Origin of the sequence: Mesorhizobium carmichaelinearum, assembly GCF_900199455.1 — a bacterium.
Lineage (GTDB): Bacteria > Pseudomonadota > Alphaproteobacteria > Rhizobiales > Rhizobiaceae > Mesorhizobium > Mesorhizobium carmichaelinearum.
In genome coordinates, this window is sequence record NZ_FZQR01000003.1 from 28,665 (window position 1) to 53,884 (window position 25,220).

Sequence of the window (25,220 nt, forward strand, 5' to 3'; positions counted from 1 at the left end):
CGAGCCGGATGTCATCGTTGGTGCTCAGATCCGGAAACGCGTGCAACGGACATATTGCAGCGGCTTCGGGTCGTCGCTCCATTCGTGGTACGAGCATACGATCGCGCCGTCCTGCGTCTGGACGACGCTGGGGTAGCCGATGTGCTGGTAGACGCCCGGATGGTTCCAGTCGACGTCGCCGCCCTCGATCTTGCCGGAGGCCGGTGTCATGCGGCTCGATCCAGGCGTCTCCGTCACGGTCTGGCCGGGGACGCCGCCTTCGCGGATGACGAACTCGTTCTTCACGTCCCAGGTGACGCCATCGTCAGAGATGATCGCGCGCACACCATAGGGTGGCCGGCGATAGCCGTAGACCATCAGATAGCGACCATCCTGAAGAGCGATGATCTCCGGCGGATAGCCCCAGATGTTGGTCCATTTCGGCGGCGTCCAGCTGAAGCCGTCATCCTCGGAGACGGTCATGACCATGTTCTTGGCATCGCTGGTCGGGTTGACATGCGTACGCATGAAGCAAACCAGCCTGCCATCCGCGAGCCGGACCAAGCCGGGCTCCTCATAGTCGATGATGCTGGCGGGGTCGAAGCCGAGCGTGGAGAAATACTCCCAATTGTCGCCGCCATCGTCCGAGCGCATCAGCGCCGAGCGCGTGCTTTCGCCTTCACCCTCTTCCTCATAGCCATGGATGCGGCCGTAAAGACCCATCAGCAGCGAGCCGTTCGGCAATTCCCAGCAGCCGAGGCGGCAGCCGCCATGCTTGAGCGGGCGGACATTGACGGGGATCGGCTGGGTCCAGGTTTCGCCGCCGTCCTTCGACTTGACGACGAAAGTGCCGAGCCAGGCCTGCGTCTTGTAGGCCCAGGTCCAGTCGCCCCATTCCTTGGTGTTGGGGTGCGAGCTCCACGAAGGCTGTTCGGGCTTGATGCCGCGCTTGAAGAAGCCGGTGATGGTCAGGTTGACGATGAGCGTGCCGTCCTGCGTTTCGCAGATGCCACAGTCCCAGTTGCCCTGCGTTTCAGACCAGGGCAGGACGACCTTGGGCGGGCTCCAGGTCTTGCCGCCATCCTTGGAACGGGTCATCAGCGTCTGGCCGCTGTCGTGATGAAAGGGGAAGCGCTCTTCGTTGAACACAGCCAATATGTCGCCGTTCTTCAGAAGCCGCGTCGCGATCTGGTTGACGCAATGCTCCTGATCCTTGAAGATCGTGAAGTGCTCAACGTCTTTCATAACAGTCATTCCCTGGTTTCCTCTTTTGGGATGTCTTGATTTTCCGGCCTACAGCCGAATTCCGATGTTCTTGATACTGAGATAGTTGCGGATGCCGGGCAGTCCGCGCTCGCGCCCTACCCCGCTGTCCTTGATGCCGCCGGTCGGCGCCTGTACGCCGCCGATGAACCAGCCATTGATCCAAACCGAGCCGGCCTCGACGTCGCGGGCGAATGTCAGGGCGCGCGAGATGTCGCGGCTGTAGACACCGGCGACGAGCCCGAAGCGGAGGCCGTTGGTCATGGCCAGCGCCTCGTCGGCGGTATCGAAGGACAGCGCCACGCCGACGGGACCGAAGATTTCCTCATGGGCGAGCGGGCTTGCCGGATCGACACGATCGAAAATGGTCGGCTCGACGAAATAGCCGCGCTCAAGTCCTTTCGGACGGCCGCCACCGAGCCGCACTGTCGCCCCAGATGCGCGGCCGGCGTCGATGTAGGATCGTACCTTGGCATGCTGCTCCTTCGAGACCAGCGGTCCGAGATCGCAATTGTCGAGACCCCGGCCGACGGTCAGCCGGGCCGCGCCTTCCGTCAGACGGTCGAGGAATTCTTCGCGGATCGATCGATGCAGCAGGAACCGCGACGACGAGGAGCAAACCTGGCCGCTGTTGCCGAACGCACCGTCAAGCGCATCGAAGGCGGCCCTTTCCAGATCGGCATCCTCGAACACCACCATCGGGTTCTTGCCGCCGAGTTCGAGCACGACGGGCTTCAAGCCGTGTGCCGCGCCGGCATAGATCTTGCGCCCTGTCTCGACCGATCCGGTGAAGGTGATGCCGCGCACCAGGGGGTGCGAAACAAGCGCCGCCCCGGCGTCTTCGCCAAAGCCCGCCACGACATTCACCACGCCATCGGGCAATCCCGCCTTCTGGCACAGTTCAGCGAAGGCCAGCGCCGTGAGCGGCGATTGCTCGGCAGGCTTGATCACGACCGTGCAGCCCGCGGCAAGTGCCGGCGCCACCGAGCGCGCGACCATGCCCAGCGGATAGTTCCAGGGCACGATATGGCCGGTCACGCCGACCGGCTCCAGCATGGTGAAGTCGACGACGTCGCGACCCAGTGGGATCGTCGACCCTTCCATCTTGTCGGCGGCGCCGGCGTTGTAGCGCAGCGTCGCGCACACGCCCCTGATATCGCCGAGCGCCTCCTTGACCGGCTTGCCGACATCGAGCGTTTCGAGCAATGCAAACCGCTCCGCGTCCGCTTCCAGCAAATCCGCCAGCTTGAAGAGCAGCCGTCCACGCTCGGCCGCGTTCAAGTTGCGCCAGTCGCCCTGCAGCGCGCGGTGCGCGGCTCTGACCGCAGTGTCGATATCGCCGGCATCGCCGCGCGCCACGATTGCCAACACCGCTTCCGTGCTGGGATCGATCGTTTCGAATGTTCGACCCTCAGTGGATTTTCGCCACTTGCCGTCGATGAAGTGCTGGCCGGGCAAAGGATCGATAAGATCGGTGCGGGAATAGGTTCGTACCGTCATTGTTTCACGCTGCCCTGGGAAAGGCCCTGAATGAAATAGCGCTGCAGGAAACAGAACAGCAGCAGGCTGGGGATACTCAGGATGGTCACCGCCGCCATGGCGACGCTATAGCCCTCGATCTGGGTCTGCGTTCCGACCACTGGCGTGAAGGCTGCTATGCCGACCGGAAGCGTCTTCATTGACTCGTCGAAGGTGACCAGCAGCGGCCACAGGAAGTTGTTCCAGTTCAGGGTGAAGATGATGACGGAAGCCGCGATTGCCGGCGCCCGGGCGAGCGGGAGCGCAATGCGGAAGAACAGGTTGAACGGTCCCGCACCGTCCATTTTCGCGGCCTCCTCCAGTTCCTTGGGGAACGACAGGAAAAACTGGCGGAAGATGTAGACGCTGAAGACATTGCCGATCGATGGCAAGATGAGGGCCTGATAGCTGCTTGCCCAGCCGATTTTGACAAAGCCAAGCAGCAGCGGGATCACTGAAACCTCGGTGGGTATCATCAGCGAAGCGAGAAAGACGTAGAACAGCGTATCCCGACCGGGAAACCGCATGCGCGCCAACGCGTAGCCGGCCATCGCACCGAACAGGACACAGAGGAAGGTCGATACCGTTGCCTGCACCACGCTGTTGAAGCCCCAGCGTATGACGGGGTAGTCGAAGACCTTGATGTAGTTGTTCAGGGTGATGCGGTGGGGAAGCCATTCGATGTCCTTGGTCATGACATCGCCCGGAAACTTGAAGGAGGTCGACACCATCCAGACGAAGGGCAACGCCCAGAGAGCGGCGACGGCCATGCCGAGCGGCCAGATGAAGAGATCCGCTCTTTCGAGGCCGCGCGCCTCGAGCTTTTGGTCCAGCCAGGCGGTCATCAAGCACGCTCCCTGAGAAGAAAGCGCTGGACCACGGTGATCGCCAGGATCAACGCGAACAGCAAGAGGGACACCGCGGCGGCGTAGCCAAACAGGTTTCTTACGATGGCGAGATTGTAGATGTAATGGATCGGCGAGGACGAAGAGCTGGCCGGACCGCCATTGGTCATGACGTAGACCTGACTGAAGATGCGCAGCGTGGAGATCAGCTGCAGCGTCACCACCATGCTGATGACGGGTCGCAGATGTGGCAGGATCACATGCTTGAAGCGCTGCCAGCGGTTGGCGCCATCCACCCGCGCCGCGTCGATGATCTCGCCTGGAATATCCTGCAAGGCGGCCAGGAACAGCACGAAGGCAAGGCCCAGATCCCACCAGACCGAGGCGATGCTGACGCCGATCAGCGACCAGCGCGTGGAGGTGAGCCAGGGGATGTCGTCGAAACCCAGAAATGACAGGTAGTAGTTGACGAGCCCATACTGGGTGTCGAGCATCCAGACCCATACAAGCCCGATCACCGTCGCGGACACGACCGTAGGGGCGAAAAAGAGCGTGCGCGCCAGGCCCGATAGCGGATAGCGCTTGTTCACGAAAAGCGCGAACAGCAAGCCGAGCCCGGTCACGCAGGGAACGATGACGAGGCCGTAGAGGAAGACGTTCCTGAAGGCGACCGCGACCCACTGGTCACTGAACGCCTTGGAGAAGTTCTCAAGCCCCACCCATTTCGGCGAACCAACGATACTCCAGCGTGTGAAGGAGACGTAGACGCCGAACAACACGGGAAGGATATTGAACAGGAAAAAAGGAATCGCGAAGAAGGCGACAAGCAGGTATCCTGCCCGGTCCGTCTCGTAACGCTCAGCGCCAAGCGCGCCGCTCGCGTCCATGTTAGCAGCCATCGTCATCGCGATCTGTCCGTGGTCAAAATTGTCCGGCGGTCCGTCGCGGTGGAGGTCGCGACGGACTGACTTCCTATTGCCGGAGGAAGCCGGCAGGATCACCCTTCGTCGAGATCAGCCTGCCACTGCGTCTGGATCTGCTGCATCGCCGCGTCGATCGTCGTCTGTCCCGACCATACTCCCTCGAGCGTCTTGGCAAGGAAATTTCCGCCCGAATAGATCGTGAAGTTTGGACCATTCACCACCGGGATCTCGCCGACGGTTGCGATGCTCATTCCGTCGACGAAAGCGCCGCGAATATCCCACGGATTGCCGGCGGTCTTGTAATCTGGCCGCTCGAGGATGGATTTACGCGGAGAAGCGCCACGACCAACCGTCGTCCACAGGAAGCTGTTGTCCGACAGCCATTTGACAGCCGCCATCGTTGCTTCGTGGCGCGTCGGGTCCGCCTGTTTGTAGAATTCCAGACCTCCCATCTCGAAATAAGTGACGTGCTTGGTGCCGATCTTGGGAAACAGCACTGTCTTGAACGGCAGCTTCTGCGCGACGTAGCCGTTGAGCGTCCAGGGACCTGTCCAGAATATCGAGCCCTGCCCCGTGCCGAACGCCTTGTAGCGGTCGGTGACGTCGCGGGTCGAAACCTTGTGCTTGTCGAAAAGGTCGAGCACCCATTGCATCGCCGCCTTGCCGGCCTCGGGGTTCACGCAAGCGGTTTTCAGATCGTCGCTGGCGCGCTGAAAACCCATCTGTTCGGCGACGATGCCCCAGGTGACGGTCGGCTGAACGCCGGAACCCGTCATCATGATGCCCGAGCGTGTGACCTTGTCGCCTTCGCGCTTGGTCATGGCCTTTGCCCATTCCAGCAGCGTGTCGCCATCCATCGGCGGCTTGCTGGCATCAAGGCCCGCTTCCTTGACATGATCAAGGTTGATTTCAGGCTGAAGGCTCATCAGGTCCATGGGTATCATGAAGACCTTGTTGTCGTACTTCGGATAGCGCGAGGCCGCGATCGACGTCGCGCTGAAGTCGGCGAGGTCGAGACCAGAGCCAGTGATGAGATCATCAAGCGGTATGATGACCTCGTCGCGCGCCAGCTGGGCCGACTTGCCCGCCGTGCCCCAGCCAAAGTCTGGCGCTTTGCCGGTGGCCGCGGCGGCGAGCACCTTGGTTACATATTGCTCCTCAGGAACCACCTCCATGCGGATCTGGACGCCCTTGTCTTTGTGCGCGTCGTTGAAGGCGGCGATCATCTTGGCCCACACCTCGCCGTCCGAAGCCGATAGCCAGCTCCAATGGACAATCTCGATTGGGTTGGCGGCCGAGGCACGGCCGGTCCAGATGTGCGGAACGGCAAGACCTACCCCAGCTGCCGCAGCCGACCTCAAAAGTGTTCTGCGGTTCAGGGCAAAAGTCGATTTGTTCAATGAAGTCAAATCCATGACAATCTCCCACGCGGCATGCGCTACGCGCTTACCACGCTCTGTTAGAGCTTATTTTTCTATGTTCCCTCGTCGAGGCCGTCCCAGAACGTGCTCTCGGCGTGGTGACAGTGTTGGCCAAACGGCTGCCCAAGAGTTGATCCACAGCGTCACACAATATATCTGGAACGTCATCGGCAATTTTCTCGGACGCTTGTCATGGTCGCAGATACGAATCCCGTCATCGCAGCCGCCTCCAACCGCCGGCCGCGGTTCGCCTTCCTGCTGCAACCCGAATTTCCCATGAATGCCCTGATCATGGCGACCGAGACGCTGCGCATAGCCAATCAGAACAGCGGTCAGCATCTTTTCGAATGGATCATGATTTCGGATTCGGGCGACTCGGTACGCGCAAGCAACGGCATGTGGGTTGCCGCGAACCACGATCTGGCCAACTTTCCGCGCTGCGACTTTCTGGTTGTCCTGGAAGGCAATCTGCCGACGCAAAACATATCGGCAAACGTGCGCGGAGCCCTGCGCAATGCGTACCGGCATGGATCGATGATCATAGGCGTCGACACGGGCGCCTTTGCCATTGCGGCAGCCGGCCTCACGGGCGATCGCGAGGCGGTGGTGCACTGGGAGGCGGTGTCATCATACCTTGAGCATTTTCCGGCGGCCGAGACAAAGAACCAGATCTATTTCATCGATCGTCAACTTGCCTTCTGCGCAGGCGGAGTGGCAACGCTCGACATGATGCTTGATCTGATCGGAAGGCTGCGCGGGGCGAGCCTCGCCAAGGAAGTCGCCAATGCGCTCATTCATACGCCGCGCGACGGCATTCATCCGCAGCGAACGGACGATGATGCGATTGGTGAGACACAACCTTCCCTGTCCCACAGGATCGTGGCGTTGATGGAAGACAATCTCGATTTCCCGCTGTCGCCGAAGAGCCTCGCGCGCCACCTCGGTATTTCGGTGCGGACACTGGAACGCTGCTGTCTTCGCCAGTTCAACCAGACCCCGAACCAGCTCTATCTGCGCTCGCGCCTGCAGGCGGCACGCAACCTGCTTTTTTACGAAGAGCGTGAAATCAAGGATGTCGCCTATGCTTGCGGCTTTTCCTACCCCTCGGTTTTCACCCGGGCTTTTACCGCCCAGTTCGGTCAATCACCACGCACGTTCCGCCAGGCATTTCGCGAAACACAGATCACAGTCCGCCCCGAGATCGTCAGGATGTCTCGAGGCCGCCCACCTGGCATGGAATCCACCGCCGACGAGGTGGGCGTCTAGAGAGGGAGCAGAACGGCTATAAAGACGAGAGGCTCGTCATCTTGCTATGGCGCGTGTGTGCTAGACTAAGTTATTGAAAAACTGGCATGCCTGATGAGATTCGAACTCCCGCCCACCAGATTCGTACTTAGATGGGCTCAAATCGCTCAGCCGCAGAAACGAAGCTTGAACTGGCAGTTCGCTGAGTGGGGGGAAAGGCGGTAGCGCTCTCCCGCTACCACTACCAAACGATATGATATTGTTATCGATTTTTGGCGAACAAGGGTCAGAGCGCCGACTCCGACGGGCCTGATTCCTCTCAACTGGTTGATAATAAGGACGTTTCATCTCGGGGGTTCAAAACCCCACCGCTACCATATTGCATGCACCACAATTGCGGCTGCTCATGGGCCAGCCTTGAGGTTTCATAAGTTCCACTGTGTCGGTCGCATATCCGAAAATTTAGCGGCGGGAGCGTCATAGACCTGCTCGTCATTTAAGGGTTCCGCGCGAACCGCTTTTTGGCTGGCCACCTACCAGTCCACCGGTTCTTTCCCATTTCCCATGCTGGGCCAATCGAAGCACAAGGTCCAAAGGCCGGCTCGCGGATAGAGGGTCTCGTTCGCCATCAATTCGATGTATGCTCCGCGTATAATGATTGTGTACCTAAGTTATACAATTTCTTGACTCGCACCGCGACCTGTGCGAATTCCTACCGGCGCCGCGGTCTGGGCCGTGGTCACGCGAATTCAGGCAGGAGGTCTCGGTGAAGAGCGGGAAGAATGGTCTGTACGACGATCTGAAGCGTCAGATTCTGACGATGGAACTCGACCCCGACCAGGATCTCGACGAGGTGAGCCTCAGCGAGCGCTATGGCCTGTCACGCACGCCTGTACGTGAGATCTTTCGTCGGCTTGAGGGGGAAGGCTACATCGATATCCGTGCCAATCGCGGCGCGCGCGTCGTCCCGATGAACCATCAGACGCTCAGGCACTTCTTCCTGGTCGCGCCGATGATCTATGCCGCGATCGGCCGCCTTGCGGTCCAGAACTTCAAGCCGAAGCAGCTTGCGGACCTCACGGACACGCAAGAGCGGTTCCGCACGGCAAGCGTCACTGGCGACGCACTGTCGATGGTCCTCGAGAACAACCGTTTCCACGAGATCATCGGCGAGATGTCGGGCAACGCCTACCTGCAGCCGAGCCTTGGCCGACTCCTGATCGACCACGCCCGCATCGGTCACACCTTCTTCCGGCCCCGTACCGACGACATGCGCCGGCGACTGCGGCTCGCCGCGGACCACCATGATGGCTTCATCGCCGCCATCGGCTCGCACGACGAGGACACCGTCGTCGACCTCGTATTCGAACACTGGGAATTGTCGCGCGAGAACATGGAGATGTTCATCGCCCCGCAAGGAATGAAGGCAGACGCGCTCGTCGGAATGCCTGCCGCTTCGACGGAGGAACCGTCTTGAAATTCGAAGGCATCTATACCCCTGCTATCACGCCTCTCGACCCGAAGGGGCAGATAGATCGTGGCGCTTTCGCGGCGGTCCTTGAGTCGCTCATCGAAGCCGGGGTCCACGGCATCATCGTTGGCGGATCGACGGGTGAGTATTACGCACAGACGGCCCAGGAACGTTTCGATCTCGCCGCCTATGCCAAGGAGGTGATCGGCACCCGGCTTGCGCTGATCATCGGAACGGGCGCCATCAGGACCGAAGATTCGGTCGAGTACGCCAAGGCGGCAAAGGAGATCGGCGCCGACGCCATCCTCGTATCGTCGCCGCCATACGCCTTGCCGACGGAGCGTGAGAACGCGGTTCACGCGCTGACGGTCGACCGCGCGGCGAACCTTCCCATCATGCTCTACAACTACCCGGCCCGCATGGGCGTGATGATGGGAGAGGAGTATTTTTCCCGCGTCGGCAAGTCCAGGAACGTCGTCGCCATCAAGGAGAGCTCCGGCGACATGGCCAACCTCCATTTGCTGGCGCGGAAGTTCCCCCATATCGCTTTGTCCTGCGGCTGGGATGACCAGGCGCTCGAATTCTTTGCATGGGGTGCCAGGAGCTGGGTCTGCGCCGGTTCCAATTTTCTCCCGCGCGAGCATGTCGCGCTCTACGAAGCTTGTGTTCTTGAAAGGAATTTCGACAAGGGCCGCGCCATCATGACCGCGATGCTGCCGCTCATGGATTTCCTCGAGTGCGGAAAGTTCGTGCAGTCGATCAAGCACGGCTGTGAGCTGACCGGCCTGAAAGCAGGCCCGGTGCGGGCGCCGCTGCGTCCCCTCAATTCAGAAGAGAAGCGGGCTCTTCAGACTGTCGTCGCCACCTTGAAGCGCACGGTCGCCCAGGTCACGTCGGGAGCAAATCATGCATGAACCTTTGACCGCTGCCGAATACAAGGCGATTGCCGCAGGCCTTCAATTTCCGACCAATGCCTTCATCGACGGGGCGTTCTGTCCGGCCAATTCCGGCAAGACCTTCAAGACGACCAATCCGGCGACGGGCGACACGCTTGCCGAGATCGCGGCATGCGACGCTGCCGATGTCGATTTCGCCGTGGGCAAGGCCAGACAGGCCTTTGATGACGGCCGCTGGCATCTGCGCTCGCCCGGCGAGCGCAAGGCCGTGCTGCTCAAATTCGCGAAGCTCCTGGAGGACAACCGCCACGAGCTGGCGGTCATGGAGAGCCTCGACAGCGGCAAGCCGGTCCGCGAATGCCAGACGGTGGATGTTCCCGATACGATCCATACCATTCGCTGGCATGCCGAACTCATCGACAAGCTCTATGACAACGTCGCGCCCGTGGGTTCGAACGCGCTGACCATGGTCGTGCGCGAACCGGTCGGCGTCGTCGGCTGCGTCCTGCCGTGGAACTTTCCGCTGCTGATGCTGGCGTGGAAAATCGGTCCGGCGCTCGCCGCGGGATGCTCGGTGATCGTGAAGCCCGCCCAGGAGACGACGCTGACGACGCTTCGCGTCGCCGAGCTGGCGCACGAGGCGGGTATCCCCGCCGGCGTTTTCAATGTCGTCACGGGCGGCGGCAAGGAGGTCGGCGAGCCGATCGGCATGCATATGGATGTCGACATGGTGGCGTTCACCGGATCGACGCCGACAGGCCGACGTTTCCTGCACTACGCGGCGGACTCCAACCTTAAGCGCGTCGTGCTGGAATGCGGCGGCAAGAACCCGGCAGTGGTCCTGGAGGATGCCGAAGATCTCGACCTCGTCGCCGAACAGGTGGTCAACGGCGCATTCTGGAACATGGGCGAGAACTGCTCGGCCACATCACGGCTCATCGTCCACGCCACGATCAAAGAAGAGTTGCTGCAGCGGATCGGCGCCTACCTCCGCGAATGGAAGACGGGCGATCCGCTCGACCCGGAAAATCGCATCGGCGCGCTCGTCAGCAAGAACCATTTCGAGAAGGTGAAATCCTTTCTCGGTGACGTGAAGACCGAAAAGCTCGCCATCGCCCATGGCGGCGCCACGCACAAGGGCATCTACATCGAGCCGACCGTCGTCGACAGGGTTACGCCTGCGAGCCGCCTGTTTCAGGAGGAGATTTTCGGACCGATCCTGTCGGTCACGACGTTCAATTCGCTCGCCGAAGCGGTGGCTCTCGCCAACGACACGAACTACGGCCTGACCGCGTCCGTCTACACCGGTAGCCTGCGCAAGGCGATCAAGCTTTCACGCGAGATCCGGGCCGGCGTCGTCACCGTCAACTGCTTCGGCGAAGGCGACGCGACAACGCCGTTCGGCGGCTACAAGGAATCCGGCTTCGGCGGGCGCGACAAGTCGGTCTTCGCGCATGACAATTACTGCGAATTGAAGACGGTCTGGATCGACATCTCGGATCGTTCGCTCGACGAGACCGTGCGGTGAGCGAAATCGTCGTCAAGCGGCTTCCGGCGGAATCCGGAACCTCGGGCTGGGAGGCGATCAGCAGACGCTGCTTCCCCGTCCGGACGCTCGACGGCGACGTATCGGCCGACTGGCTGATCATCGGCGCCGGCTTCGCCGGCCTGTCCGCCGCGCGGCGGCTGCGTCAACTGCGGCCGAGCGACAGGATCGTCCTGCTGGAGGCGGGAGAGATCGCCAAGGGCACAGCGGGCCGGAACTCCGGTTACATGATCGACGTCCCGCACAATCTGTCGTCGGGCGAATATTCCGTGGCCAGCGAGGCCGCGACAAAGACGGAGATCGCCCAGAACCGCCTTGCGATCTCTTTCGCCGCCGACGCCGCGGCGGAATACGGCATGTCCGTGCGCACCTTTGATCCGTCGGGCAAGATCAATGCCGCGGCGAGCGAGCGCGGCATGAAGCTCAATGCAAGCTATGCCCGCTCGCTCGCCCGCATCGGTGAGGAGCATCGCCTTGTGGATGCGGGCGAGATGCGGGAGATCACCGGATCGTCCTACTATCTGGGAGGTCTCTACACGCCGGGCGCGGTGATGATCCAGCCCGCCGACTACATACGTGGCTTCGCCGCCGGGCTGGTATCGAAGGTCGACATATTCGAGCACTCGCCGGTGCTCAAACTTGAGCGCCTCAGCGACACGTGGAGAGCCGTATCGCGTCGCGGCAGCGTCACCGCGCCAAAAGTCATCCTGGGCGTCAATGGCCACATCGAGGATTTCGGTCACTTCCACGGCCGCCTGATGCACATCTTCACTTACGCATCGATGACCGCGCCCTTCACCGGAAGATCGACGGGCAAGGACAGGTGGGCCCTGCTTCCGGCCGATCCAATGGGGGCGACCGTCAGGAAGATCTCGACCGATGGGGCCTCGCGTATCGTGATCCGGACCCGGTTCACCTACGACTGGGCCGTCCAGGTCGGCGAAAAGCGCCTGGCCGGGATCGCCGCCGAGCAGCGGATTTCGCTGGACGCCAGGTTTCCGGACCTCAAGGACGTGCCATTCGAACACGTTTGGGCCGGACGGCTTTGCCTCAGCCGCAACCATGTTCCCGCCTTCGGCGAAATCGAAGCGGGCCTCTACTCGGCGTGCTGCGAAAACGGTCTCGGGACCGTGAAAAGCACGCTAGCGGGCGTCATGGCTGCCGATCTGGCGACGGGCACCCGCTCGGACATGCTCGACAAATTTTCGGATCAGCCCGAACCCGCGAGGCTCCCTCCGGAGCCGCTCGCATGGCTCGGCGTCAACAGCGTGATCCGATTGCAGGAATTGCGTGCAGGCCGCGAGGGATGACCCCTCGCCGCGCAATATGAGGACTGAGCCGACCGCAAGGTCTTCAAGTGAGAATGGGAACAAAAAACAAAGGAGTGAGTAAAATGAAGACGTTGTGGAAAGCGCTCTGCGCTGCCGCGATGGTCGGTATGACCATGCTGTCCGCTCAGGCGGAAGAAAAGACCATTACCGTGGGCACGATGTCCTGGGAGGACCTCACCCCCATCACCGGCATCACCAAGAAGGTGCTGGAAGATTCCGGCTACACCGTGAAGGTGGTGCCTTTTTCCGAATGGGGCATCGCCTACGCCGCGCTGACCAAGGGCGACATCCAGATCCTTGCCTCGCAGACTGACTACGTCGCCCAGGATTATTGGGACAAGAACAAGAAGAAGCTCGAGAAGATCTCGCCGGTTTCGCATGGCCTGTTCCAGGGCGTGGCGGTGCCGAAATACGTGACGATCGACTCCATGGACCAGTTGAACGACAACGCCGACAAGTTCGGCGGCAAGATCGTCGGCATCGAGCCCGGTTCGGGTCTGATGCGCGATACGGCAAACTCGGTGAAGGCATACGACCTGAAGCTGCAACTCGTCGAAGGCAGCACCGCCGCCATGACCGCCGCGCTCAAGTCGGCAACCGATCGCAAAGAATGGATTGCCGTCACCATCTGGGAACCCTCCTGGATGATGCAGAAGTACGACGTGAAGTTCCTCAAGGATCCCAAGGCGGTCTTCCCGCCGCCGCAGAGCTACTACTGGATCGGCAAGAAGGGCTTTTCCGCCGACAATCCGCATGCACGCGAAGTGATCGCCAGTGTCTACGTGCCGCTTGCCGACATCACCGCGATCAACTCGGCCGTCAACGAAGGCAAGACCATGGACGCGGCCATCAAGGACTGGACCGACAGCCATGCCGACCTCCTGAAGCGCTGGGAAAACATCAAGACCCAGTGATCGTCGAAACGGCGGGCCGCCGACATCGGTGGCCCGTCCCGCAGCAACGAAAACATGAAGGCCGCCGCCAAGCCGGCCCGTGGGGAACGCGATGAACACTGCGATGAACGATCCCGCCGAAGTGCTGGTCGACTGCCAGTCGGTATGGAAGATTTTCGGGAGCCGCGCCCAGGCCGCCGTCAAGGCCATCTCCGAACGGGGACTCTCCAAGAAACAGGTGCTGCAGGACTTCGACTGCGTGGTGGGCGTCTCCGACGCCAGCCTGCAGGTTCACCGCGGCGAGATCTTCTGCATCATGGGGCTCTCGGGGAGCGGCAAGTCAACGCTGATCCGCCTGCTCAACCGCCTGATCGAACCGAGCCTCGGCAAGATCACGGTGAAAGGCAAGGAGATCGCCAGGCTGAACGCGGCGGAGCTGCGCGCAATGCGCTCCCGCAACATTGGCATGGTGTTTCAGAGCGTGGCGCTTCTCCCCAACCGGACCGTTCTCGAGAACGCCGGCTTCGGTCTCGAGGTGCGCGGCGTCGCGAAAGACGAGCGCAACAGGACGGCCCACGCGGCACTCGAAAAAGTTGGGCTTGGCGACTGGACCGCACGTTATCCGAGAGAGTTGTCCGGCGGCATGCAGCAGCGTGTCGGTCTCGCCCGGGCGTTGGCTGCAGATCCCGAAATCATTCTCATGGACGAGCCGTTCAGCGCGCTCGACCCGTTGATCCGCCGCCAGTTGCAGGACGAATTCCGACAGCTGACGAAGTCGCTGGGCAAGTCGGCCGTCTTCATCACCCATGACCTCGAGGAAGCCATCCGCATCGGCGACCGCATCGCCATCATGAAGGACGGTGTCATCGTCCAGGTAGGCACGGCGGAAGAGATCGTCACCAAACCCGCCGACGACTACGTCTCCGATTTCGTGGCGGGCATATCCAGGATCCATCTGGTAAAGGCCCATTCCGTTATGCGCCCAGTTGCCGAATTCAAGGCTGCGGAGCCGCATTGCGACGTGAACGTGCTTCTTCGAACGTCGCCAGAGGCCGATATCGCGGCACTCATCGATCTCACCATGCAGTCTGATCGCGACGCGATATCGGTCGTCGAGAACGGAGCCGTCATCGGTGTCGTGACCATTCGTGGTTTGCTCCGGGGCGTCGCCGGTACGCCAACCGCAGCTTAGGCCCGGGAGAGGCGAAATGGACATCTCCACCATCACGGATACTTTCGACGGCTGGACGGACAATGCTCTCAGCTGGATCAGCGACAATGGCGAATGGCTGTTTGATTCTGTCAGGGCCGTGCTCGAGGGCACCTACAACGGCGTCCTCTGGCTTCTTCAGCTCGCACCATTTTACGTGATCGCGATCATCGCAGCGCTGCTTGGATGGCGCCTGATCAACGCCTTCGCCGGCATCCTGGTGGGGCTTGCCATGATCTTCTGCGCGGTCATGGGGCTCTGGAGCGAAACCATGAGCACATTGGCCCTGGTAATGACGGCAACGATCCTTGCTCTTCTCTTCGGCATTCCCATTGGAATCGTGGCTGGCTTCGTCAGGGCGTTTGACCGCTTTCTCGAGCCGATACTCGACCTGATCCAGACCATGCCCCCCTACATCTATCTCCTGCCGGCGATCGCGCTGCTCGGCTATGGGGCTGCCACCGCGCTCGTCGCCACGTTTATTGTCGCGATGCCTCCCGCCATCAGGCTCACTGCGCTGGGCATCAGGATGACGCCGCACGAATTCATAGAGCTTGGCCAGGCGAGCGGCCTAACACCCTGGCAGATGTTTATCAAGATCAGGCTCCCCTTCGCCATCCCGAGCATCATGGCAGGGATCAACCAATGCCTGATGATGGCATTCGGCATGGTCGTCATTGCAGGTATCGTCGGCTCGGGAGGTCTCGGAGAGACAATCTATTCGGCGGTGCGCACGCTCGACATCGCCACCTCGATCAACGCCGCGATCGCGATCGTCATCCTGACCATGGTGCTCGACAGGCTTACGCAGAGCGTGGCGCGCCGCGCCAAGGGAGATGCACGATGAATCCCGATCTCCTTCAGTTTTCGCCGGGCGCCTACCTCGCCCCTGCCGTGGATTGGCTGAATAAGAACTTCCATCCGTTCTTCGACGCGGTGACCAAGCTGATCGAAGCGGTGCTGGGCGCCATCGAAACCACCCTGCTCTACCCGCCGCCCTACGCGACGATCGTCATAGCTGTCCTTCTCACGGCGTTCCTCGTCAGCGTTCGGGTCTCGGTGGTGACAGCCATTGCACTCGCGTTCTGCCTGCTAGCGGGTTTCTGGACCGCTTCGATGCAGACACTTGCGCTGGTGACGGTGGCGGTGATCATCTCCGTCGCCATCGCCTTTCCGCTTGGCGTCCTGGCATCACGCTACCGCAAGTTCGAGGCCGCGATCCGACCCGTGCTCGACATCATGCAGACCGTGCCGCCATGGGTCTACCTCATCCCCGCCGTGATGATCTTCAGCCTCGGCCGCGTTCCCGCGATCATCGCGACAATCGTCTACGGCATTCCGCCGATGCTGCGCCTGACGACGCTGGCCTTCAACCAGGTGCCGAAAGACCTGCTGGAACTAGGCCATGCCACCGGCGCCTCGCCGCGGTCGATCCTCTTCAAGATCGAAATCCCTTCAGCCACCCCGACACTGCTGGTCGGCCTCAACCAGTGCATCCTCTTATCGCTGGCCATGGTCGTCCTGGCTGGCCTCGTCGGCGCGGGAGGTCTTGGAGCCGAGGTGACGCGGGGATTGACGCGGATGGAGATGGGCCTGGGCCTCAGGGCCGGCCTGTCGATCGTCGCCGTCGCCATCCTCCTCGACCGGGTCTCCAGGGGCGTGCTGCAGCGTCAGCAGGCGCCTGGCGCGGCGAAACCAGCCTGAACCGCAAAAGGAATTCTCATGCGCCGCAGTTTCTTCTGCATCGACTCCCACACTTGCGGCAATCCGGTCCGCCTGGTCGCCGGAGGTGGTCCCTTGCTGCCGCACATCCCGATCGCCGAGCGGCGTGAACTTTTCGTACGCGATCATGACTGGATCCGGCAGGCACTGATGTTCGAGCCGCGCGGGCACGACATCATGTCGGGCGCGATCATCTATCCAGCTTACCGTGAGGATTGTGATTTCGCCGTGATCTTCATCGAAGTCAGCGGCTGCCTGCCGATGTGCGGCGCCGGCACGATCGGCCTCGTGACGGCGGCGATCGAGGAAGGCCTCGTGACGCCCCAGGTGCCGGGTAAGCTGTCGATCGAGACTCCGGCCGGCCGGGTCGATATCGAATACGAGAAGCCGGGCGAGTTCGTGGACTCTGTCCGTATGTTCAACGTCGCCAGCTATCTGCATGCCGCGGACGTCGCCGTCGATGTGCCCGGTCTCGGCCGGCTCGTCGTCGACATCGCCTATGGCGGCAATTACTACGCCGTCGTCGAGCCGCAAGAGGCGTGGCCGGGCCTGGACGGCATGTCGGCGAGCGACATCGTCGACCTCAGCCGCGGTCTGCGCGAAGCGCTCAAACCTGTCTGCAATCCAGTTCATCCCGAAGACGAAAGGATACGTGGCGTGGACCACGCCATCTGGTGCGACACGCCCTCTAGCAGCAAAGCCGACGGCCGCGGCGCGGTCTTCTACGGCGACAAGGCCATCGACCGCTCGCCGGGCGGCACCGGGACTTCGGCCCGCATGGCGCAACTCCATGGCAAGGGACTACTGAAGGTCGGCGACAGCTTCCGCCAGGAAAGCCTGATTGGCACCGTGTTCGAGGGCCGCATAGAGGCGGAGGCCGACATCGGCTCCTTCAAAGGCATCAAGCCCAGTGTCGGCGGCTGGGCGCGCATCATCGGCCACAACACCATATTCGTGGACGACCGCGATCCGTTGGCGCATGGGTTCCAAATCCAATGAAATGGCGACCCCGTACTCGATAGATCGGTGAACGTCTCGCGCACCGGTGTCACATCCGACGCAGCGGCGGGCTGAGGACAGACGCATACAGCCGCTCTGCGCTCGTGTGCAAGCGACCCTGCTGAAACGCCGCGCGGTTTGCGCAGGGTTCTGGACCCGAACGGCTGCCCAACCGCCCCCTGAAGAGATACGGCGCCGCGACAAGTGCGAGCGCATTGCGTTGGCCAGGCCGGCGGCGCGGGAACGCTCGTCGATCCACCACTCACCATCGCGTTTCCCGCGACTGGTGATTGAGCTGCAAGCATCAGGAAGTAGTCTGCTGGCGGCCGTGAGGGGCAGTTGCGGTTGGTATCCGAGGGCTATCGGGATCCTGCTGAAGTCTGCTCGCCAATGCCACCGTCAGAGCTTGAGCAAGGCACATCGGCGCTGCAAGCGAGCGCGAGAACGTATAGGCCGCCGCTAGGGTCCAGCAGGACGCAACGCTTGCCAAGCATAGTCAAAACGTAGCGCAGGAGATCGACAACCGGCGCCGAGCGAAGCTGACATATCAGGTATATCGTCTCGCTCTTCTGCAGGAGATCGACGGCGTTGACGATTTTGTCGGCCGAAACGTCCGCCAGCAAATCCTGCAGCGAGGCGATGTCCCGCACAACCAGATCTCGCAGAAATCCGAGTTCGCTTCGATCTTCGCGACTCCCCAGCTCCGCTTCGAGAGCCCGCATTCTCGCCTCGAAGCCCCGCTGAGTTCGGCGCGTTGGGAGGTCATATTTCCACAGGATGGGCGATGGGCTGGTGCTTGGTGAAGCGCGGCAACAGTCCGGTTAACAACACCAGCACCAGGATGATCGCGAGCTGGATGGCGATGACGGTGCCGAAGGCCTGCGCGATGCCTGTGGGCTCCAGCGCCAGATAGAGCGTGCCCAGCGTTGCGACGCCCAGCGCCAGGCCGGATTGCTGCAGCGTGATGAGGACGCCGCTGCCAACGCCGGCGAGGTGAGCCGGAACATCGGCAAGCACGGCGCGGAACAGGCCTGAGAACAGCATCGATTGTCCGGCGCCGATCAGCACCAGCGGCAGCGCCAGCTCTGCCAGGCTAACCTTCGGCCAGCCGGAAACGATGATGCCGATCAACAGCGCCAGTCCAAGCGCCTGCACGATGCCGCCCGCTGCGAGCGCACCACGGCCGAAGCGGCTGATCATGCGCGGGCTGACCATGGAGCCGATGAAGAACATGATCGCCATCGGCAGGATGGCAAGGCCGCTTTGGAGGGGACTGGCGCCGAGTCCGTTCTGCACGGTGAGCGCGAAAACGAACATGAAGGCGCCGAAACCAAGGCTGAACAGCGTGATCATGGCGAGCCCCCGCGACATCGAGGGCAGCTTCAGCAGCGACGGCGGCAGCAACGGCACCTCGCCGCGCGCCTCGGCAGCCCTTTCGACCATCACGGTCAGCACCGCCAGCACCACGGCGCCAGCCAGCATCACCCAGGTCCATGCCGGCCAGCCGAGCGAATGGCCTTCGGTCAGCGGCACCAGAAGGGCCGTCAGCGTGGCGGCGAAAAGCACGGTGCCGGGCAGGTCTATGCCGGCCGGGTGCGGCGAGCGGCTGGCCGGCAGGACGAGTCGCGAGGCGAAGAACACAGCGATGCCGAGCGGGATGTTGATGAGGAAGATCGGCCGCCACGACGTGCCGAACAGATTGGCGCTGACCAGCAGTCCGCCTGCGAGTTGGCCGACGACCGCGGCAATGCCCGAGGTCGCGCCGTAGAGCGCGATGGCCCGGGTCTTGCGCTCGGCGGGCAATGTCGCCTGGAAGGTCGCCAGCACCTGCGGCACCAGCATCGCCGCCGTCGCGCCCTGGATCAGCCGGGCCGCGATCAGCACGTCGATGGTCGGCGCCAGGCCGCAGGCCAGCGACGCCAGGATGAAGCCGGAGAGCCCGACCACAAACAGCGTGTGGCGGCCGAAGCGATCGCCAAGCCGGCCGCCGAGCACGAGCATCGCGGCATAGGCCACGCCATAGACGGAAACCACCAGCTCGAGTGCGGCCGGTGTCGGCTTGAGCGAGGCGGAGATTGTCGGCAGCGCCACGTTGACGATGAAGAAGTCGGCGATCGGCAGGAAGGCGCCGGCGAGCAATACATACACACCGACCGCGTGCAGCTCTCCGGCAAGGGCCATGGAACGGGGAGAATGCCCGCTGGCGGCGCCTGTGAAATGGGTCATGCGAACCTCCATTTGCTTATGTATAGATAGTTATGTGATCATAATCATGATGCACATATACATACTTGGCTTGAGCCTGTAAACTCCGCTCATGAAGACCGACAGCGAATCCTCCACAGGCAAGGCCCTACCGGTTCGGTGGGCGGATCTGGCCGACCTGATCCTCATCATCGCCCGCGAGATCCAGTTTCGCGGCTACCGGGACGAGCGGGTGTTCCTGCTTTCGCAGTCGGAGGGCATGGTGATGCGTCATCTTGTGGCGCAGGCCTCGGCGACGCCCAGCCAGATCGCGGCGGCGACCGGTTTGCAGCGCACCAACGTCTCCACGGTGCTGCGTGACCTGGAAGGCAAGGGACTGGTCGAGCGGCATGTCGATCCAGCGGATCGCCGCGGCGTCAGCGTCCATCGCACGCTGCGCGGGGCCGAAAACTACGCCCTGGTGCGCAAGGAATGGGGCGACGCCGTGTCTGCCGCCGCCGGCGGCGACACCAGCGGGCTCGACGCCGCGCTCGGCCTCCTCAGGTCCATCGAAGCCGGCCTTACCTCGACGCGGCCGAAAGGCGGCGACGGTCCAGTGCGAGGCTCCGCCCGCCGGCGGGACATCTCCCCCGCACTCCGGGACTGAGCACCTGGTCTAAAAGAAACCTTCGCACTTCGACTGAACCCACAAAGGCTTATTCACAGCCTGTTCGGCTAAGCGCCGCCAATCAACATTGGCGCCGCCCAGCCGGGTTCGAAACGAGTTCTTCGTCACTGCGCCAGGGCGGCCTTGGGCGTGGTTTGCTTGGGCTGCTGCAGCTCGACGATATGGATTTCGTCGCCTTCCGCCAGACCGTCAGGCGGAGTGGCGATGACGTGGTCGTCGGCAGCGACGCCCGAGCCCAGTTCGATCTCATTGCCCAGGTCGCGGGCGATCGTCACCGTCTTGAAGGCGACGCGATTGTCCTGCGCGACGGTGGCGACGCGCAGGCCCCTCTCGTCGAAGATGAGCGCGCTGACCGGAATGCGGAACGTGCCGGCCACCCCGGCAAGATCGACCTTCACATTGGCATAGGCGCCGGGCATCAGCTCTCCCTTGGCGTTGTCGACGGAGAGCTGCATCTGCGTCGTACCGGACGTGATGTCGACCGACCGAGCCGACGCGACGACGGTGGCCGGGAAGCTGCGGCCCGGATATTCCGGCACCGAGACAGTCGCCTGCGAACCCAATTTCACGTCCGGCGCGTAGTTCTGCGGCACGTTGATATAGACGCGCAGTGTATGTACGTCCGAGACCACGAACATCGCCAGCCCGGCGCTCGAACCGGCCGATATAAGCGAACCGATATCGGTGTTGCGCTGAGTGATGAGGCCGTCGAACGGCGCGGCGACCGTCTTGTAGGCGGACAGCGCCTCAAGGCGCTCGACATTGGCCTCGCCGGAACTCACCGCGGCCTGCTTGCTGGCCAGGTCCGCCACGCGCTGGTCGATCTCCTGCTGCGCGACGGTCTGGGATTGCAGCAGCGGGCGCTCGCGCTTGAGGGTGACGTCGGCCAGGACCTCGGCCGATTTGGCGTTGGCGAGGTCGGCCTTGGCCTGCAGCAATTGCTGGTCCTGGTCGGGGGCCTCGATCTCGGCCAGGGTCTGCCCCGCCTTGACGCTGGCGCCGATATCGACCTTCCAATCCTTCACATAACCGCTGACGCGGGCATAGATCGGCGCGCTGTCGTTGGCCTGGAGCCGCCCGGGCAGATTGAGGCTGACGACGCCAGGCTTGGCGTTGAGCGTCACCAGTGTAACGCTGGGGATCGCCTGCGCCTCCGTCCATTGCTGCAGCTCGACTTCGCTCTTTTGGCGAGCGCTGATGCCGGTGGAGACCAGGGCCGCGGCACCGGCGATGGCGACGACGCCGAAAATGCCGAGCCCCAGCCGTGAACGACCGGGCTTGCGTACGGGGGACGCCCCCTCGGCTGCCCTAGCCGTGTCGGGTGACTTGGCTGTGTCAGCTATCCCAGAGGTTTCTTGCCCGTTGTTGGCGTCGTCCACCGGCGTGGGAACGACTTCGCCGGAGGTGTCCAGATTCGGCGTGGTGTGCTCAAGCATGATGCAAGGTCTCCGAAGGCGCTGCAGCCGGCTTGGCTTCACGCTTGTGGACGAGGCTGAAGACAACGGGCACGAAAAGCAGCGTTGCCATGGTTGCGAAGAGGAGGCCGCCGACCACGGCGCGCCCGAGCGGCGCGTTCTGCTCGCCGCCCTCGCCGAGGCCGAGAGCCATCGGCGCCATGCCGATGATCATGGCGAGTGCCGTCATGCAGACCGGTCGGAAGCGGACGAAGCCGGCTTCGAGGGCGGCGGCTATGGGGTCGCCCAGTTCCGCCAGGCGTTCGCGGGCAAAGCTGATCACGAGCACGGAGTTGGCGGTCGCCACGCCCATGCACATGATCGCGCCCGTGAGTGCAGGCACCGACATCGGCGTTTGCGTGACGAAAAGCATCCAGACGATGCCGGCAAGGCCGGCCGGTAGCGCCGAGACAATGACGAAGGGGTCCGACCAGGACTGGAAGTTCACGACGATGAGCAGATAGATCAGCACGATGGCGCCGAGCAGGCCGAACAGCAGGCCGGCGAAAGCACTGTTCATTGTCTGCACCTGACCGAGCAGGGAAACGGAGCTGCCCTTCGGCAAGTCGGTGGCGGTGTCGGCAAGGATCTTGTTGATGTCGGTGGCGACGGCGCCGAGGTCGCGACCCTGCGTGGTGGCGTAGATCTGCACTATCGGCACGACGTTGTATTGCGAAACGACTGCATTGCTGACGGTGCGCTTCACATTGGCGACACCGCCGAGGATGGGCAGCGTCCCGATGCCGGCCGCGGTGATCGGCGTCGTCTGAAGGGCGCCCAGCGTATCGACCTGATATTGCGGCGTTTGCATCACGATCGGATAGGACACGCCGTTCTTGGGGTCGAGCCAGTAGGTCGGCGACACCTGGCTCGAACCGGCGAGGTCGACGACGAGGCTGTTGGTGACGTCCTTCTCGGTAAGGCCGATATATTCGGCCTGGGTGCGGTCAACATCGACGTTCAGTGTCGGATTGGCCTGCGATTCCTGGATGCGGGCATCGGCAACGCCGGGAACGTGACGCAGGCGACCCAGCACGAGATTGGCATATTTGAAGTTCGCCGACAGATTGTTGCCGCGCACCTGGATATCGACAGGTGCTGGGGCACCGAAATTCAGGATCTGGCTGATAATGTCGGCCGGCAGGAAGGCGAAGGTCACGCCCGGGAACCGCCGCGGCAGCTCCTCGCGCATCTTGCGGACGTATTCATCGGTCGGTCGATGATCTTCCGACAGCTTGACCTGGATGTCGCCATCCTGGGAACCGATCACGCCTGTGTTGTTGTAGGCGAGATTGATGCCCGAGACCGGGACGCCGATATTGTCGACCAAAGTGTCGAGCTGGCCGGGCGGAATCAGCTGGCGGATTGCCTTTTGGATGTCGGCGAACTGGTTGGCGCTTTCCTCGACGCGGGTGCCAACCCTAAGGCGCACATGCATCAGGATCTGCCCGGTGTCGACAGCGGGGAAGAAATTCCGTCCGAGATAGGGCGTTAGCAGGAAGGACCCCATGATGCATGCCATGAAGCCGGCAACGAACACAAAGCGATAGCCGAGCACCAGCTCCAGCAGGCCGTGATAACCGACACGGATGCGTTCGAACGTCGCCTCGAAGCCGCGCTGGAATAGCACCAGCGGGTTGTAGCTGCGCGGCTTGCCATGCACCCCGTGATCGACATGCGGCTTGAGCAGGTAGTTGCACAGCGTCGGGACGAAAGTGCGCGACAGGATGAAGGAGGAGATCATCGCGAACATCACTGCCTCGGCCATCGGCACGAAGAGGAAACGTGCAATGCCGTCGAGGAAGAACATCGGCACGAAGACAATGCAGATGCACAGCATCGAAACGAAGGCCGGCATCACAATCTGCTGGGCACCGTCAAGGATCGCCGTCCGAACATCCTTGCCGTGTTCGAGATGCCAGTTGATGTTCTCGATGGTCACCGTCGCATCGTCGACGAGGATACCGACGGCGAGCGCCAGGCCGCCAAGCGTCATGATGTTCAGCGTCTCGCCGGTAATCGACAACGCGATCACCGAACCGAGGATCGCCAGCGGGATCGACGCGGCAATAATGATGGTGGAGCGCCAGCTGCCGAGGAACAGCAGGATCATCAGGCTGGTGAGTGCAGCCGCAATCACGCCTTCGCGCGCCACGCCGGTGATGGCGCCGCGGACAAACAGCGACTGGTCGCCGAGCAGCGACACCTGAAGATTGTCGGGCAAGCTCGGGCGCAGCAAGCCGAGTTGATCCTTGATGCCTTGGATGATCGCGAGCGTCGAGACCGACCCATTCTTGAGAACCTGAAGCAGTACGGAGCGGGTGCCGTTGACATGCACGATGTTGGTTTGCGGTGGATTGCCGTCGCGCACCGTCGCCACGTCCTTCACATAGACAAGCGCCCCGTTCGCCGACTTGATCGGCAGATTAGCGAGGTCGGCCAGCGAAGATGGAGCATCGTTGAGCTGCACCGCATATTCGTAGCGACCGATCTTTTCGGTACCGACCGGTGTGATCAGATTCTGGGCCGCCAGCGCGTTGGCGACGTCCTGCCCCGATAGGCCCCGCGCCTGCAGTGCGTAGGGGTTAAGGTCAATCTGCACCTGGCGGGTCTTGCCGCCGAACGGATAGGGGATGGCGGCGCCCGGCACCGTCGTAAGCGGCGTGCGGATGGTCTGGAGGCCAAGGTCAGCCAGCGCCTGCTCGGTCATGCCCTGCCCCGAGAGCGCAATCTGCAGGATCGGTACGGTGGAGGCGTTGTAGTTGAGGATCAGGGGCGGTGTTGCACCGGCCGGCATCTGCTTGAGCACGGTCTGCGCCACCGCGGTGACCTGCGCATTGGCTGTGCGGATGTCGACATTCGGCTGGAAGAACACCTTGATGATGCCGAAGCCGTTATAGGAGGTGGATTCGATATGCTGGATGTCGTTGACGGTGGTGGTCAGCGAACGCTGGAACGGCGTTGTCATACGGCCCGACATCTGGTCGGGCGGTAGGCCTGTATACTGCCAGATCACGCTGATCACGGGGATACGGATATCGGGGAAGATGTCCGTGGGGGTGCGCAGGGCCGTGAGCGGGCCGATGATCAGGATCAGCAGCGCCAACACAATGAAGGTGTAGGGCCGGTTGAGGGCAATGCGGACGACTGCGATCATGAAACAATGCCTGAGGCGGAGTGGGTCGGCGCCAGGCCGCAGGCCAGCGACGCCAGGATGAAGCCGCAAAGCCCGACCACAAACAGCGTGTGGCGGCCGAAGCGATCGCCAAGCCGGCCGCCGAGCACGAGCATCGCGGCATAGGCCACGCCATGGACGGAAACCACCAGCTCGAGTGCGGCCGGTGTCGGCTTGAGCGAGGCGGAGATGGTCGGCAGCGCGACGTTGACGATGAAGAAATCGGCGATCGGCAGGAAGGCACCGGCGAGCAACACATACACACCGACCGCGTGCAGCTCTCCGGCAAGGGCCATGGAACGGGGAGAGCGCCAGGCCGGGTTTGGGGAACAGGCGGGAACCATTTGAGTCTCGGGATGCCTATGTGCACATAGTTATGTAGTCATAATGATTATACACATATACATACTTGGCTCGACTCTGTAAACTCCGCTCATGAAGGTCCATAGAAGCCGGC

21 protein-coding genes are annotated in these 25,220 nt (G+C 62.3%); 11 read left to right on the forward strand and 10 right to left on the reverse strand.

Annotated features, from left to right (window positions below):
- Positions 1–24: 24 nt before the first annotated feature.
- The 5 genes from CKW40_RS06920 to CKW40_RS06940 form a co-directional block, all read right to left on the reverse strand.
- Positions 25–1,233, reverse strand: a complete 1,209-nt coding sequence (locus tag CKW40_RS06920; RefSeq protein ID WP_095199225.1) for a sialidase family protein — start codon at positions 1,231–1,233, stop codon at positions 25–27.
- Between the two features lie 39 nt (positions 1,234–1,272).
- The gene (locus CKW40_RS06925; RefSeq protein WP_095199226.1) at positions 1,273–2,742 is read right to left on the reverse strand and encodes an aldehyde dehydrogenase family protein; all 1,470 of its coding nucleotides are present in this window, start codon (positions 2,740–2,742) and stop codon (positions 1,273–1,275) included.
- Positions 2,739–3,605, reverse strand: a complete 867-nt coding sequence (locus CKW40_RS06930; RefSeq protein WP_095199227.1) for a carbohydrate ABC transporter permease — start codon at positions 3,603–3,605, stop codon at positions 2,739–2,741. The genes CKW40_RS06925 and CKW40_RS06930 overlap by 4 nt, the downstream gene beginning before the upstream one ends.
- The gene (locus CKW40_RS06935) at positions 3,605–4,510 is read right to left on the reverse strand and encodes a carbohydrate ABC transporter permease (RefSeq protein WP_179297863.1); all 906 of its coding nucleotides are present in this window, start codon (positions 4,508–4,510) and stop codon (positions 3,605–3,607) included. The genes CKW40_RS06930 and CKW40_RS06935 overlap by 1 nt, the downstream gene beginning before the upstream one ends.
- 92 nt (positions 4,511–4,602) lie before the next feature.
- Positions 4,603–5,943: an extracellular solute-binding protein gene (locus CKW40_RS06940; protein WP_095199229.1), complete on the reverse strand. Its 1,341-nt coding sequence runs from the start codon at positions 5,941–5,943 to the stop codon at positions 4,603–4,605.
- Between the two features lie 282 nt (positions 5,944–6,225).
- Here CKW40_RS06940 and CKW40_RS06945 point away from each other — a divergent pair, with 282 nt between their 5' ends.
- The 10 genes from CKW40_RS06945 (at position 6,226) to CKW40_RS06990 (ending at position 17,262) form a co-directional block, all read left to right on the forward strand.
- On the forward strand, positions 6,226–7,215 hold the full coding sequence (locus tag CKW40_RS06945) for a GlxA family transcriptional regulator (protein WP_179297864.1): 990 nt from the start codon (positions 6,226–6,228) through the stop codon (positions 7,213–7,215).
- Between the two features lie 745 nt (positions 7,216–7,960).
- Positions 7,961–8,671: a GntR family transcriptional regulator gene (locus CKW40_RS06950; RefSeq protein ID WP_095199231.1), complete on the forward strand. Its 711-nt coding sequence runs from the start codon at positions 7,961–7,963 to the stop codon at positions 8,669–8,671.
- Entirely contained in the window at positions 8,668–9,579 is a 912-nt protein-coding gene (locus CKW40_RS06955; RefSeq protein WP_095199232.1) for a dihydrodipicolinate synthase family protein, read from the forward strand. The genes CKW40_RS06950 and CKW40_RS06955 overlap by 4 nt, the downstream gene beginning before the upstream one ends.
- Positions 9,572–11,089: an aldehyde dehydrogenase gene (locus CKW40_RS06960; RefSeq protein ID WP_095199233.1), complete on the forward strand. Its 1,518-nt coding sequence runs from the start codon at positions 9,572–9,574 to the stop codon at positions 11,087–11,089. The genes CKW40_RS06955 and CKW40_RS06960 overlap by 8 nt, the downstream gene beginning before the upstream one ends.
- A complete protein-coding gene (locus tag CKW40_RS06965) occupies positions 11,086–12,417 on the forward strand; it encodes an NAD(P)/FAD-dependent oxidoreductase (protein WP_095199234.1) in 1,332 nt (443 codons plus the stop codon). Before CKW40_RS06960 ends, CKW40_RS06965 begins: the two co-directional genes overlap by 4 nt.
- Before the next feature lie 83 nt (positions 12,418–12,500).
- The gene (locus tag CKW40_RS06970; protein WP_179297865.1) at positions 12,501–13,352 is read left to right on the forward strand and encodes a glycine betaine ABC transporter substrate-binding protein; all 852 of its coding nucleotides are present in this window, start codon (positions 12,501–12,503) and stop codon (positions 13,350–13,352) included.
- Positions 13,353–13,443: 91 nt separating this feature from the next.
- The gene (locus CKW40_RS06975) at positions 13,444–14,523 is read left to right on the forward strand and encodes a quaternary amine ABC transporter ATP-binding protein (protein WP_095199236.1); all 1,080 of its coding nucleotides are present in this window, start codon (positions 13,444–13,446) and stop codon (positions 14,521–14,523) included.
- A 16-nt stretch (positions 14,524–14,539) separates the two neighbouring features.
- Positions 14,540–15,388, forward strand: coding sequence for an ABC transporter permease (locus CKW40_RS06980; protein WP_095199237.1), 849 nt, complete (start codon positions 14,540–14,542; stop codon positions 15,386–15,388).
- Positions 15,385–16,245, forward strand: a complete 861-nt coding sequence (locus tag CKW40_RS06985; RefSeq protein WP_095199238.1) for an ABC transporter permease — start codon at positions 15,385–15,387, stop codon at positions 16,243–16,245. Before CKW40_RS06980 ends, CKW40_RS06985 begins: the two co-directional genes overlap by 4 nt.
- A gap of 18 nt (positions 16,246–16,263) precedes the next feature.
- A complete protein-coding gene (locus CKW40_RS06990; RefSeq protein WP_095199239.1) occupies positions 16,264–17,262 on the forward strand; it encodes a 4-hydroxyproline epimerase in 999 nt (332 codons plus the stop codon).
- A gap of 359 nt (positions 17,263–17,621) precedes the next feature.
- Here CKW40_RS06990 and CKW40_RS06995 read toward each other — a convergent pair whose 3' ends face one another.
- Together CKW40_RS06995 and CKW40_RS07000 are read right to left on the reverse strand one after the other, a co-directional pair.
- Complete coding sequence (locus tag CKW40_RS06995; protein WP_244571110.1) at positions 17,622–17,984, reverse strand: MurR/RpiR family transcriptional regulator; 363 nt, start codon at positions 17,982–17,984, stop codon at positions 17,622–17,624.
- Between the two features lie 40 nt (positions 17,985–18,024).
- The gene (locus CKW40_RS07000; protein WP_244571111.1) at positions 18,025–19,488 is read right to left on the reverse strand and encodes an MFS transporter; all 1,464 of its coding nucleotides are present in this window, start codon (positions 19,486–19,488) and stop codon (positions 18,025–18,027) included.
- Positions 19,489–19,579: 91 nt separating this feature from the next.
- On the opposite strand from CKW40_RS07000, the gene CKW40_RS07005 reads away from it, so the two are divergent.
- Entirely contained in the window at positions 19,580–20,113 is a 534-nt protein-coding gene (locus CKW40_RS07005) for a MarR family winged helix-turn-helix transcriptional regulator (protein ID WP_095199241.1), read from the forward strand.
- A 125-nt stretch (positions 20,114–20,238) separates the two neighbouring features.
- On the opposite strand, the gene CKW40_RS07010 is transcribed toward CKW40_RS07005, so the two are convergent.
- The 3 genes from CKW40_RS07010 to CKW40_RS07020 are packed head-to-tail and all read right to left on the reverse strand — an operon-like array spanning position 20,239 to position 25,059.
- The gene (locus CKW40_RS07010) at positions 20,239–21,570 is read right to left on the reverse strand and encodes an efflux RND transporter periplasmic adaptor subunit (protein WP_095199242.1); all 1,332 of its coding nucleotides are present in this window, start codon (positions 21,568–21,570) and stop codon (positions 20,239–20,241) included.
- Positions 21,563–24,745, reverse strand: a complete 3,183-nt coding sequence (locus CKW40_RS07015) for an efflux RND transporter permease subunit (protein ID WP_095199243.1) — start codon at positions 24,743–24,745, stop codon at positions 21,563–21,565. The genes CKW40_RS07010 and CKW40_RS07015 overlap by 8 nt, the downstream gene beginning before the upstream one ends.
- Positions 24,742–25,059: an MFS transporter gene (locus CKW40_RS07020; RefSeq protein ID WP_244571112.1), complete on the reverse strand. Its 318-nt coding sequence runs from the start codon at positions 25,057–25,059 to the stop codon at positions 24,742–24,744. The genes CKW40_RS07015 and CKW40_RS07020 overlap by 4 nt, the downstream gene beginning before the upstream one ends.
- Positions 25,060–25,220: the final 161 nt, after the last annotated feature.

Excerpts from the sequence above, each read along its gene's own strand:
- CKW40_RS06920 (WP_095199225.1), bottom strand. The coding sequence starts at position 1,233 with ATGACTGTTATGAAAGACGTTGAGCACTTCACGATCTTCAAGGATCAG.
- CKW40_RS06925 (WP_095199226.1), bottom strand. The coding sequence starts at position 2,742 with ATGACGGTACGAACCTATTCCCGCACCGATCTTATCGATCCTTTGCCC.
- CKW40_RS06930 (WP_095199227.1), bottom strand. The coding sequence starts at position 3,605 with ATGACCGCCTGGCTGGACCAAAAGCTCGAGGCGCGCGGCCTCGAAAGA.
- CKW40_RS06935 (WP_179297863.1), bottom strand. The coding sequence starts at position 4,510 with ATGACGATGGCTGCTAACATGGACGCGAGCGGCGCGCTTGGCGCTGAG.
- CKW40_RS06940 (WP_095199229.1), bottom strand. The coding sequence starts at position 5,943 with ATGGATTTGACTTCATTGAACAAATCGACTTTTGCCCTGAACCGCAGA.
- CKW40_RS06945 (WP_179297864.1), top strand. The coding sequence starts at position 6,226 with ATGAATGCCCTGATCATGGCGACCGAGACGCTGCGCATAGCCAATCAG.
- CKW40_RS06960 (WP_095199233.1), top strand. The coding sequence starts at position 9,572 with ATGCATGAACCTTTGACCGCTGCCGAATACAAGGCGATTGCCGCAGGC.
- CKW40_RS06970 (WP_179297865.1), top strand. The coding sequence starts at position 12,501 with ATGAAGACGTTGTGGAAAGCGCTCTGCGCTGCCGCGATGGTCGGTATG.
- CKW40_RS06975 (WP_095199236.1), top strand. The coding sequence starts at position 13,444 with ATGAACACTGCGATGAACGATCCCGCCGAAGTGCTGGTCGACTGCCAG.
- CKW40_RS06980 (WP_095199237.1), top strand. The coding sequence starts at position 14,540 with ATGGACATCTCCACCATCACGGATACTTTCGACGGCTGGACGGACAAT.
- CKW40_RS06985 (WP_095199238.1), top strand. The coding sequence starts at position 15,385 with ATGAATCCCGATCTCCTTCAGTTTTCGCCGGGCGCCTACCTCGCCCCT.
- CKW40_RS06990 (WP_095199239.1), top strand. The coding sequence starts at position 16,264 with ATGCGCCGCAGTTTCTTCTGCATCGACTCCCACACTTGCGGCAATCCG.
- CKW40_RS06995 (WP_244571110.1), bottom strand. The coding sequence starts at position 17,984 with ATGCGGGCTCTCGAAGCGGAGCTGGGGAGTCGCGAAGATCGAAGCGAA.
- CKW40_RS07000 (WP_244571111.1), bottom strand. The coding sequence starts at position 19,488 with ATGACCCATTTCACAGGCGCCGCCAGCGGGCATTCTCCCCGTTCCATG.
- CKW40_RS07005 (WP_095199241.1), top strand. The coding sequence starts at position 19,580 with ATGAAGACCGACAGCGAATCCTCCACAGGCAAGGCCCTACCGGTTCGG.
- CKW40_RS07010 (WP_095199242.1), bottom strand. The coding sequence starts at position 21,570 with ATGCTTGAGCACACCACGCCGAATCTGGACACCTCCGGCGAAGTCGTT.
- CKW40_RS07015 (WP_095199243.1), bottom strand. The coding sequence starts at position 24,745 with ATGATCGCAGTCGTCCGCATTGCCCTCAACCGGCCCTACACCTTCATT.
- CKW40_RS07020 (WP_244571112.1), bottom strand. The coding sequence starts at position 25,059 with ATGGCCCTTGCCGGAGAGCTGCACGCGGTCGGTGTGTATGTGTTGCTC.